Raw genomic sequence first — 15,399 nt, 5'->3', positions numbered from 1 at the left:
GCATTGTATACGGATGCAAAGAAGAATTTATCCGATGCCATCCGATTTGCCTGTGAGGACTTTCTGGGAGTGTTTGTAGCTTTTGATGGAGAAATCATAAGCGGTACGCATGCGGTAAAACTAAAAACAAGAAGTACGGATTCCTTTAAAAGCATCAATTTTCCAACCGTAGCAGATATCAAGCTTGGGAAAATAACTTATAACAATGCCCTAAGCTACGGAGAACATTGGGACAAGTTTGAAACACATGTATTAAGACCGTTTAAGGTTAAAACTGACCTTTGTGAGGATATCTTTGTATTAAAGATATACCCAGGCATCAAGCCGGATATTTTTGATTTTATTAAGGAGCATTATAAGGGCGTAATAATTGAAAGCTTTGGAATTGGAGGAATTCCAAATGAGAATCATGATATCGTAGCGAAGGTTCAAGAATTAGCGGAAGCAGGCCTGGCAGTAGTTATTACAACACAGTGTCTGTATGAAGGAATAGACTTGGATATCTATGCAGTTGGTAAAAGACTTGCAAAGCAGAAAGTGATTTATGCCGGAGATATGACGACAGAAGCACTTACAATGAAGTTAATGTGGGCTTTGGGTAATTATGAAAAACTCAGTGATATAAAAACATTTATGGAAACACCATTTTTTGCAGATAGAAATTACTAATAATTGATAGAAAATAAATACGAACCGCATAACATTTGTAGAACAATACAATGTTACGCGGTTCGCATTTATTATATAGGAAAACATTATTTTTATAAAGTATTAAAGTAAGTGATACTTAATAACAAAGCGTCTGTTTGCAGATACTCATGAGACACTTTTTGCTAAAGGGTATTGTTGTGAATAAATAATCTATACATATACTAATTTATCACGTATAATTAATTCAAACAGTAAAAAGTTACCAACTGAAAATAAATGCTTTCACAAAATATAGATACTTGACGAAAGGGAGTTGGATATGAATGGAATTAAAAAAGCTTAGTCATCTTATTATGAGTAGTGAGAATATTTTGATTCAGAAAGTATTGGGATATGCTAAAGCGTACGATTATGTAAAGTATACTTCGACACTTACAGAAGCATGGCGTCAGTCCATTGCTGGTCTATCAGAAGCTATGGTAAAATGTATGAGGCAGTCAGATTGTATTCCTGAACTGAACCAGAATGAGGATTTTACTCAAGGCGAAATAGCTTTATTTGGAATAGAGGAGGCAAAAAAGCATCGTTTAAGAGGGATTACAATTACTATGTTTTTGGGGTTGATGAAATATTATCAGCAGTCTTATCTAGATTTGGTGAATGAAGAAAATGATTTTTTATTTGAAGAAAAGCAATATTTTTTGCTTTACATCAGAAGGTATTTTGACCGGGTTGAATTGGGCTTTATTTCAGAATGGACAAGTTCTTCGCAAGACAAGAAATTGTTATTTTTTCAGGAAATGAATAGAAAAATGACAAATGAAAAAAATAAATATCTTACGATTTTTGAAAGTATTTATGATCCAATTATTCTCGTAGACAAAGAAAATAACATTGAAAATATAAATTATCAGGCGGCCAATATCTTTTGGGGAATTCCTGTTTCAGGAAGTAAATACTATAGTAATTTAAATACAAATACGGAATTGGACTGGCTAAAGCAAGAACTTGATTACTTTATTGGTTTAAAACAAGATGAGGTAATACGAGAAAAAGTAACGGAAACCAAGTATGGCCAGAAAACATTCCAGATTAAAATGAAAAAAATGCTTGATATTAGTGAAAAATATAGCGGAACAGTTATAATATTTAATGATATAACCGAAAGATTAAAAGTTGAAAAACAGTTGCAGAAGCAATATAAAGAGCTTGAGTTCTATGCCTATATAGATCCGATGACGGGAGCGTTAAACAGAAGAACAGGATTGGTAACATTGGAAAAGGAAATAAATTTACTAGATGGTAATAATCATACGTTAGCAATTGCCTTTATTGATATAGATGGTTTAAAAGCTGTGAATGATACTTACGGACATATGGATGGAGATGAGTTGATTATCAATATTATAAGAACGTTGCAAACCGTTGTCGGAGAGGAAAATATTGTTAGTAGAATGGGTGGAGATGAGTTCTTGATAATAGCTCCGGGCAGCGATGAAGAAAAACTAAGCAATGTAATGGAACAGGTGGTAAGTAAACTGGCAGAATATGATGAAACAAAAGCAAAGCCATATAAACATTCCTTTAGCTATGGAATTATTGAGGTATCTACATATTTGAAAAATGATATCAATGAGTTGATAAAGCTGGCAGATCAGAAAATGTATCAGCACAAATTGCGAAAGAAAGGTTAGTACTTATTGGTATAGCAATTACCAATATTAAATGTATGAACACAATGCGCACGAATGCAAGTGGAGAATGTCACTTCATGACAGCATTCGGCGCGGCAAAGCGGTCAAGTCTCTCATGATTAGGAAGCTGATGCGGACTTGTCCGTTTTGTTACATATTAGGAAATCAATTTACTAGTCTTTAAACCTGAGTTGGATTGCAGATACATTGTTCTATATCTGGATTAAAGTATACTACTTTAAGCATAATGATCAAAGTGAAATGTTTCAATTGGATCAGGGCCGCGTACTACATATCTTTGTATGTGAAGGACTCCCTTGTGATCTGCTCTTACACGCCAATCAACCATCATAATTTTGTTATCAAGAAGTTCTATGCCGGTAATTCCCTTTGAATGAATGCAACACCCAGTGTTAAAATAAGGCAGGGCGCCTTGTTTCGGATAGCGGGGTCTGTGAGTATGTCCACAAATTAGCATTGTTTTATGTTTTCGAATCCATTCCTTGTAGGTTTTCTCAACTTTGTGTCTGGAGAACTGATTTCTGGCAGGACTGGAAGGATTATGAAAACCAACGACATGAAGGTAACGCCAGAAATAGCGTAAGGTAAACATTGATATTTTCCATAATTGGTCATTCATTAAATCGCCTTGATGACCATGTACGATAAATATTTCCTGTCCGGATAATTTATTTTTTAAAATAAGAGCCTCGTGTATTTTAATTTCTGGAAATAGTTTTTTTGTATTTCGATTAAATTCATCATTATAGAAATAATAATTTCTCTTTACAAATTGTTTGTTTTTTAAAAAAATATTATGATTACCGTAAAGAATAAGCAGTCTTTTATCATGAAAAAATTTCTTGAGCTCCATAAATATATCACTGTGTGCAAGACGAATCAATTTAAATTCAGGATATTCCCAAAGTTCATCTCCATCACCAACTTCAACATAGGTATAACCTCGATTATAATAATAGTCAAGTGCATGTAGTAAAATATTTTGGTTTCTGGCAAATTCATCGGAAACGCTGTCATCTCCACGGTGACAATCACTAAAGAAAATATATTTAGAATGTTTATCAAAAGATTTAATCGTTGCATTTTGGTAAGCCTTAGACAATCTCTTATCTGTATACATGTATTCTCCTAATCTGTCTGTAAAAAAGGATCAGACGTATTTAAATAAATTCTAATATTAGTATATAAATAATTGCTAATATTATTCAAGCCAATCTTAGTTAGTTTGCCTATGAAAATTGCGATTTGTAAAAAGTGAGAAAAAACAAAAAATAATCAAAAGTTTATAAACAATTTATAAACATATTAACAATTATATGTTAAAATAGTTAAGAATGATTATATAATTAATAAAAAACAAGTCACTATTTCATTTGCAGAAAAATGATATGACTTTTTTGTGATTTAAAAAAGTATTTATATATCGTTTATAGCACAAATTGAGGGGGGGATTTATCGCTGGTTGAATTGGTATTTTGTATTTTGAATCACGAATAATACTTAAGGGGGTATAAATCAATTGAGGCACAAGGGTAAAAGCATTGGAGGCGTGGTTACTTCTCCAGTAAAAGAAAAACTAATTTCTATTAAAATAAAATTATTGGGAATCATTATACCAGTGGTAAGTATTTTGGTACTGATACTCATAATAGTATCATACATAGAGTCTAAAAAAATTATATCATCAGATGCAAACGAAATCTTAGATCTTTCTGCAAACAATCAGGTCAATCAAATTGAAGCATGGCTTAACGAAAACTTGGCATCGTTTCAAGCTGTGAAAACAGCGATTGAAAGTGCACAGCCTGCTGAAGATACGCTTCAAGATCTATTAAATTCATTTTCTGATTACAATAGCAATTATTCTGATGGGTTGTATATTGCAGATGCTTCAGGGAATTTGCTGGCCTCTTCTAAATCAAGCACACATAGCGGTGAAGATATTAAAAATTCTGTATGGTTTCAAGAAGGTTTAACAAGAATTAATATGGCATTTGGCTCAGCTTATCAAAATGCAGATGGAAAAAATGTGATTAGTGCTACGGGTATGCTATTAGAGGATTCAGACAAAATACAAGTGATTTCGGCGGATGTGTCTTTGGATAGAATCAGCATTATTGTTAATTCACTTGTTGAGATGGAGAACGCACAAGCAATATTGATTGATCGAACAGATAATATAGTTTTGGCTGCCAGAGATGATTCTATACTATCCTCCTCATTAGGCAGCAATAGCAGTAATGAGTTATATCAAAACATAGCTGAGAAAATTACAAATTCCGAGCTTGATTCCGTCAGAATGAACCATTATATGGTTAATTTTAAGAAAATTGAAGGAACAAATTGGATTCTTGTATCCTACGTTCCAATCAGTTCTATTCTTTCTGAATTGTTAGATCTTAGAAGCTTTATGATAATAGTGGGAATCTTCTCCGTTATTTTGTTGATTGTCTTAATAGAAAGAGTGACGCATATTGTATTGAAGCCAATTAAAATGCTCACTGGTACTATAGTTAATATGGGAAAAGGTGACTTTTCCATGAATGTAACAGTTAAGGGTAATGATGAAATTTCACTTATGTCACAAAGTTTGAAGAACTTCATTGAGGTGATGCGGGGAATGATACAGGATATTAATTTGATTTCTTCACAATTGTACAAACAATCAGAAGGAAGCAGTGAGATAGCAAGTCATTTGTTTGATTCATCTTCGCTTCAATCGAGTTCTATGTCTAATTTAAACGCCACAGTAGATGATTTGGCGCGTTCTGTAAATGAAATAGCCAGTAATGCAACAACCTTGGCACAATTTGTATCAGAAACCAGTGACGAAGGTGATAAAGTAAATGAAAAGATGAGAGAAACCGTAGAAGTGTCTGAAAAAGGCAGAAATGATATGGAAGAAGTACGAAAGACAATGGTTAATATTCAAAATTCCATTTCGAATTTGGAGAAAGCGATTAATAAGGTTGGAAACGCTTCTACTGAAATAACAGCAATTGTGAACCTGATTGGTAATATAGCAGAGGAAACGAGTCTTTTATCATTAAATGCTTCTATTGAAGCTGCAAGAGCAGGGGAAGCAGGCAAGGGCTTTGCTGTTGTTGCATCAGAAATAGGAAAGTTATCCAATACAAGTGCACAAGCAGTTCAAAACATTGAAAGGCTGATTGCTCAAATTATAGATTTGGTAAACAATACAGTGGAACAGTCAAAAGAAAGTGCAGAATATATTAATAGCAGTACACAAAAAATATCGGCCGCAACGGATACCTTTGACAGCATTTTTGATGCTATTAACCAGACCGGTCAGATGATATTGGACATGCTTGAAAAAATAGGACATGTTGATGATGTGGCTACCAATGTTGCAGCTATATCTGAGGAACAGGCGGCTAGTTCAGAAGAAATATTAGCAACCTCGGAAGAAATGGTTAATCAGGCAAATGCCATTGCAGATAACAGTAAAAATGTGGCTCAGGATTCTCATCAGCTTGAAGAAACAGCAAAACAGCTTGGTAAACAAGTTCGGCTGTTTAAACTATAGGAGGTGCATTATGAAAAGAATAGTTACTTATATATTAGCTATGCTGCTATGTATAGTTGGATTAGCCGGATGCTCAACTGCTTCAAATGGCAGTGCTTCAGCCAGTGATAAAATTTTATTTTGTCTGTCAAGCAGTTCTGATGTATTTCTAGGAACCTTAGTCAATGGTGCACAGGAATATGCAAATACCAATCAGATTGAATTAACCGTTGAGGATGGTCAAAGCAGCATTGAAACGCAAGTCTCCCAAATTAAAAATGCAAAGGCGCAAGGATATACAGCAATTATATGTAATATGATAGATACAGACACTGCCTTGCAAATAATGGCGGCAGCAGATGGGCTGCCGATTGTATTTATCAATCGAAGCCCAAAAGAAAAGCTTTTAAAGGAAAATCAATATATTTACGTTGGTTCTGATGAAAGTATATCAGGAGCTTTACAAGCTGAGTATTTGGCCAATTATTTTAAAGAAAAGGGTCTTACGAGTGTAAATGCAGTTTTGATGGAAGGAGAAAAGGGTCATCCAGGCGCAACATCTCGTACAGAAGCCGTCAAAGCAGGACTTAAGGAAGCAGGCATTGATGTTACCTATGTTTTTGACGATACGGCAGACTGGAGTCAAGATAAAGCGAAAAGTATGTTTCAGACCTTTTTAAAGACAAAGTGTGATTTTGATTGCATCATAAGTAATAACGATACGATGGCGCTTGGTGTCATTGAAGCCTGTAAGGAAAAAGGAATTGACCTTACTGATATCCCTGTTGTAGGTATAGATGGAATACAAGATGCCTGTATTGCTATTCAGAATAAGATAATGAATTTTACCGTTCTTCAATCAGCGACAGGGCAAGGAAAAGCAGCGATAGAAGCGGCAGTCGCGCTCAGCAATGATAAAAGTATCGATAACATTGAATATGCATCTGAAAACAAATACATTTGGGTACCATTTGAAGGGATTAGCTCAGACAATGTCAGCAGTTATTTAAATTAGTAGATGCCTCAAATGTGAATTTGAACAGGGACAATAATAGGAAAGAAATGATATTGTCATAGTTTAGCATAAAATAGTAACTAATATTATATCGTTTCATATTATATATTAGAATAATTTAGTCATTTTCTTGATAAGATTATTCGTAAAGTCTTGATCAAAGGAGTTACAATAAAATGGGTGAATTTGATAACGACAAAGATCTTACTCTTCAGAGCTGTTTTAATGGTTGTAATTCATGCGGTGGAACTTCTGGATGTAGGCCAGGTCCTCCGGGACCTACTGGACCTACAGGTCCAAGAGGTCTGCAAGGTCCACAAGGCCCCAGAGGCTTCCAAGGTCCACAAGGAATACAGGGTGCACAAGGTTTACAAGGTCCACAAGGTCCATTTGGTCCGCAAGGACCAGTTGGAGCAACAGGATCTACAGGACCTACAGGTTCAACAGGAGCTACCGCTACATTAATATTAGGAAAACAAACTGCCTTTTAAAATGCGGTTCTTCTAAACCGTATTTTTATGGTTGTTGACTTCAATGTATTCCGCAACTTCGCGGTACTCGTTGGCAAATTTGAATCTGACGCTAATATTGCCATTCTCGTATACTTTGATTGTGTCAACAAGCTCAATCAAAATATCCCTTGTCAATTTGTTGATATTTTCATACTTCAAAAAAGCAGATAAAGATGGATTTTCTATGTCAATCCCATTTTCAAGCTCTGCTTTTTCTTCTTGCAGATTTCCTATGACTTCACCAATGACTTCTATTTGCCGCTCATAATCCTCTTTCATCTGGCAGTAATCCTTATGGGTAATTTCGCCGTCTTTCCAGTCTTGATAAATGCTTTGCTTGTAGCTTGATATTTTGGAAAGCTCTTTTTCCTTTGACGTTATCAGTTCATTTAGTCGGATAGATTGACTTTTTTGAAGTGGAGCGGTATTAATGCGTGAAACCATTTCCGAAAGGGAAACCGCAATGTAAACCTGTTGTTTGATGGCATACAATACAGCCTGTTCTAAATGGTTATGCTTAATGGTATGTTTGGTACAGGCAGTTTTTGACTGATCTTTGTAGGTACGGCAATAGTAATATACGTTTCCTCTGACCTTACTTCGTGTCATAGCCTTGCCGCAATCCGCACAGCGTAAGAAGCCGCTGAACAGATATAGAGTTTTTTGCTTTGGTGCGGTACGGGTATCCTTTTTTAAAAGCTCCTGCACCTTAGCAAAATCCTTTCGGCTGATGATTGGCTCATGGGTATTTTCGACGATAAACCATTCATCTTCGGGAACCGTTTTCTGCACATGGATTTTATAGCTCATAACTCGATAACGCCCTTGAACCATATCACCTGCATAAATGCGGTTTTTTAAAAGGTTGCTGACGCTCATAGCGCACCATAAGGGGTTCCCATCTATGAAATTGGGATTTTTGTACTTCATGCCCTTACTTTTCTTATAAGCTGCCGGGCATAAGATACCGCTGTCGTTGAGCTTGCGGACAATGGCATTTTTGCTCATACCCTCCAAAAACCATGCAAAAATACACTTTACGTTTTCTGCGGCTTCTTCATCAATAATAAGAGCGTTCTTATCCTCTGGGTTTTTCTGATAGCCATAAGCGGCAAAAGAGCCGATATGCAAGCCTTTTTCCCGCTTCTTGTCAAAGGTTCTGCGGACGCTTTCTGATGTACCTCTTGCGTGTTCCTCATTCAGAACGCCTTGAACGGGAACCGCTATGTTTTGTGCATTCTGCGGGTCTTTGTAGGTATCAATAGGCTGTTGGTAAAGAGAGATAAACCGTACATTGTTTCGGGGAAACCAATCGCCAAGATAATAGCTTTGGTCGCCGTTGTTACGAAAACTTCGGGCAAGGTTCTTTACAATAATACAGTTGATTTTTCGCTTTTGAATGTCGGCTAACAATCTTTGAAAGTTTTCGCGTTCTTCGTCTGTCGTACCACTTATGCCATCATCAACATATTCGTCAATGAAAACATATTCGTCATCATCATCTTGTTGTTCAAGGAAATCCGTCAAAATCAGTCTTTGATTGGTAATGCTTTCGGATTCGTCCTTTCCGCGTTTATCTTCACGAGAAAGACGGATATAAAAAGCTACATACCATACCTTATTCTTTGAAGCTGTTTTTGTAATGCATTGCCTGTTGGCTACCCTTGCCATGTGTCCCCTTTCCTATTTTACATGACTAAATATATGCTCTTTCGTGTTTGTCCTATGAAAAACACAGACTGTCTCCACTACCAGCCTTGATCTACTTAGGAGAAGAAAAGGAGGGGATGCTGTTAACATACCCTCGTGAAAAAGATTTTACCTATAGATTATTTGACTAAATGGAATTTAAAGTAGAACACGCTACACTATGTACTCATAAACATAATCATCCATAACAAAACCGTTACCGATATCACATTTTTGCTCACCAGTTTTCACAAAACCTAGATGTTCATAGGCAAATGTTGCAGAGTTATTTCGATTGACAGTCAGTACTATTTTTCCTAACCCCTCTTGACGTGTATGATCAATTACAAAATTTAACATTTTTTTGGAAAATCCGTTATTTCTGCTGTGTTTTTCTAAATAAAATTTGCTTAAAAACATTTCATCATTTCTTGTATAAAAAGCTAAAAAGCCTATTTTTTCTTTTTGCATGTTATATACAAAATAATACTGATACCCTCTATTAATCTGATCAGTGATTGCCTGTTCAGATTGGAATTTATGTATCATATATTCATTCTGTTTTTCACCTATAATTGAATTGAAATGCTCACGGACAATATTCGTGGCGAAATCTGATAACTCTTTAATTTTATTATAATCTCCCATTTCGATTTTTTCAAAAAACAATTCTGCCATTATTACCTCCTTAAAATTAAACTTACCAGTCTAATATATTTACGTAAATTCATATTTTTTAGCTATCTCTATTTATGATTTATTTTACACTAATTATGACAATTGTGCAATTTGATTTCAAATAAGAAGTAACAGTGACAATGTTTTCTTGTATCAGCTAATTTGCAGTTTCCTATTATAAACGGCTCCACCGGAGCAACAGGGCCCACCGGTCCAACCGCGCCAGTTGTATTAAGAAAACTGCAAAAGCCCTTGAAAATTATTGGAACTGTCGCTTTACACAAAACATCGCCTTAGTGAGACTATAGGCGGTATTTTTGTTTGTAACGGTCACTTCGGGACATGTTGCCCTGAAGTGCCTGGACGAAATTCACAAAGACGCGACAACATTGTTGACCTCTTTCTCATATGGTAAAATATAGGTAGAACCAAGTATTTTGTTCCCGGTACTTGCTCAACGTTGTCAGCCAGAGTACAGGAAAATCTTAAGGTAATGTTAAGGTTAACCATGTTTAACTGAAAGGTTAGGCAACTATAATGAACTTACAGCTCGAAAGTATGACGAGCAAGAGAGAGGTAAAACCATGAATAAAACGATTCTTATTGTAGATGACGAGAAGGAAATTCGTGAGCTTCTGCGGTTATATTTAGAAAAGGACGGCTACTTTGTGATACAGGCTGAAAATGGCTTGGAGGCGCTTAAACAGGCTGCGTCCGCGCGAATTGATTTGGCTGTCATCGACATTATGATGCCGGAACTTGACGGTTATCAGCTTATCAAAGGTTTGAGAGAACGCAGCAATCTTCCTATAATTATCGTGAGTGCTAAAACGGAAAATCATGAGAAAATATTGGGGCTTGACCTTGGTGCAGACGATTACGTGACAAAGCCCTTTGATCCTTTGGAGGTCATTGCCCGGATCAAAGCGCAATTGCGTCGCTATGGCGCAGGAACATTTACGTCTGAAAAGGAGTTGTTGACAGCAGGCGAACTGTGTATGAATGTTTCGGCTTGCACTCTTACCTTAGGCAGTGAGATTATTCCTCTTACCGCCACAGAATTTAACATGATGAAGCTGTTTATGCAAAGTCCCGGTCGCGTATTCACCAAACAGCAGATTTATGAAGCTGCATGGCAGGAGTCAGCCATCGTGGATGACAATACTGTGATGGTCGCCATCAGCAAGCTGCGCGGAAAACTTCCAGAAAATTGCGCGGTATCCATTGGAACCGTACGGGGATTAGGGTATCGTCTGGAGGTGCGTACATGAAAAAAAAACACAGCTTCAAAAGCGTCATCATGCGCAGTTTTATAGGCTATACCATTGGCATAGCGCTGACGCTTCTGGTTTTGGAGCTTTTATTCAGTCTGTATACATTTAATAATGGGATGAACTTCTCGGAACTGGCAACTTCCCCTCTTGTAGAGGGAACAAAAAGCCTGCAAATAGCGCTTTCAGCTTTCTGGATACTTGTTACAATCGCAGTCTATTATATATGGATTGTCCTTTTTGGGCGCAGAATCAGCAAGAAGATTTTAATTCCCATTCAAAAGCTGGAGAACGGCTTCAAAGCGGTCACAGAAGGTCAGTTGGACACCGAGCTGGATTTTGAAACAGAAACGGAATTTGGGGAGATGCGGGATGCGTTCAACTTTATGGCACGAAAGCTAAGGGACTCCGAGAAAAAGCGTATGATCATGGAAAATGAGCGGATGCAGCTTTTCTCGCACATTGCTCATGACCTAAAAACCCCTATGACAACGATTTCCGGATACGCCGGAGCCTTGGCAAGCGGTATGGTGGAGGAACCGGACAAACAGCAGGAATACTATCTGGCTATGAAAGCTAAATCGGGCCAGATGAACCAGTTGATTGACCAACTGCTTTCCTATTCTAAGCTGGGTATGCCGCAATACCGGATGAATTTTGTAAAGGTTGACCTTGCAGAGCTGCTTCGCGTATCCTGCGCCGCCCTATTTGGTGAAGTTGAAAGCAAGCAGATGAAATTAGAGCTACGGCTGCCAGACAAGCCCATATTTTACATGGCGGATTCGTTGGAAACTACCCGTGCCATAGGTAACCTACTGACAAACGCAATCCGCCATAATCCGGCAGGCAGCTTATTGTTCGTGGGAATTGCAGAAGAACCTGGCCGTGTTGAGATACAAGTGGCTGATAACGGAGTAGTTATACCGGAAGCCATAGCTGGGAATTTGTTTGAGCCTTTTGTTTCCGGCAGCGATTCAAGAAGTGCCGGCAGTGGAACAGGACTTGGACTTGCCATTGTGAAAAAGGTGATGGAACAGCATTCCGGTGAGGTTGACCTATTGGACGCGCCCTCTCCCTATACAAAGATGTTTGTTTTGCGTTTTCCAAAATCTCCAAAACACAGAAAGACAGAGGGTTGAATATGTATCTAAAAATTATTAGAAACGATATCCGCAAAAGCAGGCTGATTACCACAACGATTACGGCCTTTATCCTCGTTGCCGCCATGCTGACCGCTTTGGCTGCATCGCTGACAGTGAACCTGTTCGGCGCTATCGACAATATGCTTCTTTCGGCAAAGTCAGTCCATTTTATGCAGATGCACACAGGTGATGTGGATATGGAACAGTTGCAAAGCTTTGCTCAGACGAATGACAGCGTAAAGGAGTATCAGGTACTGGAGTTCCTCAATATTGAGGGTGCGGACATTGTCATCGGGGACGATTCCCTTGCCGGAAGCATTCAGGACAACGGCCTTTGCGTACAGAGCAAGAAATTTGACTTCCTGCTTAATTTAAATGGCGAAGTCATTCAGCCTGCTGACGGCGAAATCTATGTCCCTCTCTATTACATGCAGGAAGGAAACGCGGCGCTCGGCGATACGGTGACAATCCATGGTGTTTCCTTTACCGTCGCTGGGTTTTTACGGGATTCTGTCATGAACGCGGCGCTGGTAAGTTCCAAGCGGTTCCTTGTCAGCCAGGGGGATTTTGAAAGAGTCCGGGAGCACGGACAGTTAGAGTACCTGATTGAGTTTCGGCTGGCAGAGGACGTTTCCTTCCCCGCTTTCGAGGCGGCCTATCTTGCCGCAGAGCTTCCCGCCAACGGCCCGCCCGCAATCACTTACACGCAAGTAAAAATGATCAATGGAATTACGGACGGCATTATGATTGCCGTACTGATGCTGGTAAGCCTCCTTGTCATTATCGTGGCGTTTTTGTGCATTCGCTTTACGCTGCTAGCTAAAATCGAAGAGGATTATAAGGAAATAGGTGTACTGAAGGCCGTTGGCATACGGGTATCGCAGATGAAAAAGCTCTATCTTGCAAAATATGGTGCTATTTCGGGGGTGGCCTGCGGGCTGGGCTTTCTGACCTCTTTGCCGCTCCAAAGGCCTTTCCTGCAAAATATCCGCCTGTACATGGGTGAGTCCGGCAGCGCATTACCCGGCTTGTTATGGGGGCTTCTTGGAGCCATACTTATTTGCGGAATTATCCTGCTTTATGTAAACGGTGTGCTGGGGCGTTTCCGGAAAATATCTGCGGCACAGGCGGTGCGGTATGGCGCACCCCAAGAAAAATCGAAATCCTCAAAAATATTTAGGTTAAGTAATAACAGACTTTTTTCCAGGAATATTTTTCTTGGGATCAAGGATGTTCTTTCTCGAAAAAAGCTGTATGTCACTATGCTGATGGTGCTGATCATTTCCTCCTTTCTTATGATTGTGCCGCAAAATATCAGCAGCACCATTGCTGATGATAGCTTCATCACTTACATGGGCATGGGAATTTGCGATGTTAATATCGGGGTGATGCGGTCGCAGGTGGAGGATGTTGCGGGGAAAGCGGCAGAAGTTTCCGACGTACTGGCCGAAGACGAGAACGTTGAAACATATGTTTTTTTCACCGGCATGATGTTAGACCGAAAAGCGGATGACAAAACGATAGAGAAGTTTCGGGTAACATTGGGTGACTATTCCGTATTTCCCATTACCTACTTCAAGGGTCGTGCGCCGCAGACGAAATCGGAAATCGCCCTCTCCGTCCTCAATGCCGAAGACCTTGAAAAAAACGTTGGAGATGAGATCATATTAATCGTTGACGGTGCGGAAAAGCACCTGACGGTCTGCGGGATTTACTCTGATGTTACCAACGGCGGCCGGACGGCACAGGCCACTTTTAGTGTAAACAGCGGTGATGTATTGAGCGTCAGCATGGCGGCTACCTTTCGGGATCGCCAAAATGTGGGGACGGCAATATCACAGTACAGAAAACAGTTCCCCTTTGCCAAAGTTACCGGCATTGACGAAAGTACCCAGCAGATGCTCGGTTCTATAAGAGACGCCATCCAAATGGCTTCCATCGTTGCTGTCCTGTCATCCGCTCTGCTCACACTGCTTGTTACGGTGCTGTTTATAAAAATGCTGGTAGCGAGAGATCGTTATCCTATTGCCATACTGAAAGCGATGGGTTTCAGCGATGCGGATATTCGCAGACAATATCTTACCCGCTCCATTACTGTACTGGCAATGGGCGTAATTCTCGGCACGATTCTGGCAAACACACTGGGAGAGCTTGCCGGTATGGCAATTGTTTCTTCCTTTGGGGCGGCAACCTTTGATTTTGTGGTAAACCCGTGGCTTGTCTACCTCGTTTCTCCGTTGCTGATTGCGGGCTGTGTCGTTATTGCCACCATGCTGGGCATCTCTGGCATTCAGACATTAAAAATTTTAGACCATATTAAGGAGGCATAACCATATGAGTAACATTATTACTGGTAAGAATATCGTGAAAATATTTGGCAAGGGCAATGAGCAGGCCAAAGCACTGAACAAAGTAAACGTAGAAATAGCAAAAGGCGAGTTTGTTGCCGTAATGGGGCCGTCCGGTTCGGGGAAATCCACACTGCTGTTCGCCCTCAGCGGTATGGATGAGATTACTAGTGGAATGGTGAAATTTGGCGATACTGAGCTGTCCAAGCTCGGCGAAAACGCGCTTGCGGATGTCCGCAGAACTAAAATGGGTTTTGTCTTTCAGCAGCCCACCATGTTGAGAAATTTGAATCTATTGGATAATATCATCCTTCCCTCCGCCCAGAAGGGGAAAAAGGATACCGCGAAGCTCGCGCAAAAGGCAAAGGAGCTAATGAATAAAGCGGGGATTGCAGGACTTGAAAACAGGGATACCACGGAGGTTTCGGGCGGTCAACTCCAGAGAGCTGGTATCTGCCGCGCCTTAATGAATGAGCCGGAGATTCTCTTTGCTGACGAGCCGACCGGCGCACTTAACTCAAAATCAGCAGAGGAAATCATGGAGTTACTGGTTGACATCAACAAGGAAGGCACAGCCATATTACTTGTGACTCATGACACAAAAGTCGCGGCCATGGCTGACAGGGTTTTGTTTACAAAGGACGGGAACATCGCTTCCGAGCTAACGCTGCAAAAGTTCAATGGCAGGGATAGGAAGGCGAGATGCGAAACGGTGCTCGCTGGAATGGCAGCAGTGGGTATTTAGGTGCGTTTTGTTTTGAAGGTAGACATATAAGCAAGGAGCGACGGTTTTGAAATGAATCAAAGCCGCCGCTCTTTGTATTTTCATAGGAAAGACCTTGTTGTGGTAAA

12 protein-coding genes are annotated in these 15,399 nt (G+C 39.4%); 9 read left to right on the top strand and 3 right to left on the bottom strand.

Annotated elements, in window-relative coordinates:
• A partial coding sequence (locus tag C8E03_RS12135; protein WP_110291166.1) for an asparaginase domain-containing protein occupies nucleotides 1-669 on the top strand: 669 nt, incomplete at its 5' end.
• Between the two features lie 305 nt (nucleotides 670-974).
• Nucleotides 975-2,345 (top strand): GGDEF domain-containing protein, encoded by a 1,371-nt coding sequence (locus C8E03_RS12130; RefSeq protein ID WP_110291160.1) that lies wholly within the window; start codon nucleotides 975-977, stop codon nucleotides 2,343-2,345.
• 238 nt (nucleotides 2,346-2,583) lie between these two features.
• On the opposite strand, the gene C8E03_RS12125 is transcribed toward C8E03_RS12130, so the two are convergent.
• Entirely contained in the window at nucleotides 2,584-3,486 is a 903-nt protein-coding gene (locus tag C8E03_RS12125) for a metallophosphoesterase family protein (protein WP_094375859.1), read from the bottom strand.
• 399 nt (nucleotides 3,487-3,885) lie between these two features.
• Here C8E03_RS12125 and C8E03_RS12120 point away from each other — a divergent pair, with 399 nt between their 5' ends.
• The 3 genes from C8E03_RS12120 (at nucleotide 3,886) to C8E03_RS22610 (ending at nucleotide 7,398) form a co-directional block, all read left to right on the top strand.
• Nucleotides 3,886-5,913 (top strand): methyl-accepting chemotaxis protein, encoded by a 2,028-nt coding sequence (locus C8E03_RS12120; RefSeq protein ID WP_242993508.1) that lies wholly within the window; start codon nucleotides 3,886-3,888, stop codon nucleotides 5,911-5,913.
• A 10-nt stretch (nucleotides 5,914-5,923) separates the two neighbouring features.
• Nucleotides 5,924-6,907 carry a substrate-binding domain-containing protein gene (locus tag C8E03_RS12115; RefSeq protein WP_170122986.1) on the top strand — a complete coding sequence of 328 codons (984 nt, stop codon included), beginning with the start codon at nucleotides 5,924-5,926 and terminating at the stop codon, nucleotides 6,905-6,907.
• 176 nt (nucleotides 6,908-7,083) lie between these two features.
• On the top strand, nucleotides 7,084-7,398 hold the full coding sequence (locus C8E03_RS22610) for a collagen-like protein (protein WP_094375861.1): 315 nt from the start codon (nucleotides 7,084-7,086) through the stop codon (nucleotides 7,396-7,398).
• A 12-nt stretch (nucleotides 7,399-7,410) separates the two neighbouring features.
• On the opposite strand, the gene C8E03_RS12105 is transcribed toward C8E03_RS22610, so the two are convergent.
• The gene (locus tag C8E03_RS12105; RefSeq protein WP_110291158.1) at nucleotides 7,411-9,090 is read right to left on the bottom strand and encodes a recombinase family protein; all 1,680 of its coding nucleotides are present in this window, start codon (nucleotides 9,088-9,090) and stop codon (nucleotides 7,411-7,413) included.
• Nucleotides 9,091-9,282: 192 nt separating this feature from the next.
• Complete coding sequence (locus tag C8E03_RS12100; RefSeq protein ID WP_094375863.1) at nucleotides 9,283-9,786, bottom strand: GNAT family N-acetyltransferase; 504 nt, start codon at nucleotides 9,784-9,786, stop codon at nucleotides 9,283-9,285.
• Between the two features lie 584 nt (nucleotides 9,787-10,370).
• On the opposite strand from C8E03_RS12100, the gene C8E03_RS12095 reads away from it, so the two are divergent.
• The 4 genes from C8E03_RS12095 to C8E03_RS12080 are packed head-to-tail and all read left to right on the top strand — an operon-like array spanning nucleotide 10,371 to nucleotide 15,292.
• The gene (locus C8E03_RS12095; RefSeq protein ID WP_110291157.1) at nucleotides 10,371-11,057 is read left to right on the top strand and encodes a response regulator transcription factor; all 687 of its coding nucleotides are present in this window, start codon (nucleotides 10,371-10,373) and stop codon (nucleotides 11,055-11,057) included.
• Nucleotides 11,054-12,196: a HAMP domain-containing sensor histidine kinase gene (locus C8E03_RS12090; protein WP_110291156.1), complete on the top strand. Its 1,143-nt coding sequence runs from the start codon at nucleotides 11,054-11,056 to the stop codon at nucleotides 12,194-12,196. Before C8E03_RS12095 ends, C8E03_RS12090 begins: the two co-directional genes overlap by 4 nt.
• Nucleotides 12,197-12,198: 2 nt before the next feature.
• On the top strand, nucleotides 12,199-14,529 hold the full coding sequence (locus tag C8E03_RS12085; protein ID WP_110291155.1) for an ABC transporter permease: 2,331 nt from the start codon (nucleotides 12,199-12,201) through the stop codon (nucleotides 14,527-14,529).
• A gap of 4 nt (nucleotides 14,530-14,533) precedes the next feature.
• The gene (locus C8E03_RS12080; RefSeq protein WP_110291154.1) at nucleotides 14,534-15,292 is read left to right on the top strand and encodes an ABC transporter ATP-binding protein; all 759 of its coding nucleotides are present in this window, start codon (nucleotides 14,534-14,536) and stop codon (nucleotides 15,290-15,292) included.
• Nucleotides 15,293-15,399: the final 107 nt, after the last annotated feature.

The organism is Lachnotalea glycerini, assembly GCF_003201285.1.
In the GTDB taxonomy this organism is placed as follows: Bacteria; Bacillota; Clostridia; order Lachnospirales; family Lachnospiraceae; genus Lachnotalea; species Lachnotalea glycerini.
Note: the sequence above shows the minus strand (reverse complement) of the source record. Positions and strands in the feature narration are given on the sequence as shown.

What these genes read in the sequence shown, in the direction of transcription:
- C8E03_RS12085 (WP_110291155.1), top strand. Translation starts at nt 12,199, where the DNA reads ATGTATCTAAAAATTATTAGAAACGATATCCGCAAAAGCAGGCTGATT.
- C8E03_RS12125 (WP_094375859.1), bottom strand. Translation starts at nt 3,486, where the DNA reads ATGTATACAGATAAGAGATTGTCTAAGGCTTACCAAAATGCAACGATT.
- C8E03_RS12095 (WP_110291157.1), top strand. Translation starts at nt 10,371, where the DNA reads ATGAATAAAACGATTCTTATTGTAGATGACGAGAAGGAAATTCGTGAG.
- C8E03_RS12130 (WP_110291160.1), top strand. Translation starts at nt 975, where the DNA reads ATGGAATTAAAAAAGCTTAGTCATCTTATTATGAGTAGTGAGAATATT.
- C8E03_RS12105 (WP_110291158.1), bottom strand. Translation starts at nt 9,090, where the DNA reads ATGGCAAGGGTAGCCAACAGGCAATGCATTACAAAAACAGCTTCAAAG.
- C8E03_RS12100 (WP_094375863.1), bottom strand. Translation starts at nt 9,786, where the DNA reads ATGGCAGAATTGTTTTTTGAAAAAATCGAAATGGGAGATTATAATAAA.
- C8E03_RS12080 (WP_110291154.1), top strand. Translation starts at nt 14,534, where the DNA reads ATGAGTAACATTATTACTGGTAAGAATATCGTGAAAATATTTGGCAAG.
- C8E03_RS12115 (WP_170122986.1), top strand. Translation starts at nt 5,924, where the DNA reads ATGAAAAGAATAGTTACTTATATATTAGCTATGCTGCTATGTATAGTT.
- C8E03_RS22610 (WP_094375861.1), top strand. Translation starts at nt 7,084, where the DNA reads ATGGGTGAATTTGATAACGACAAAGATCTTACTCTTCAGAGCTGTTTT.
- C8E03_RS12090 (WP_110291156.1), top strand. Translation starts at nt 11,054, where the DNA reads ATGAAAAAAAAACACAGCTTCAAAAGCGTCATCATGCGCAGTTTTATA.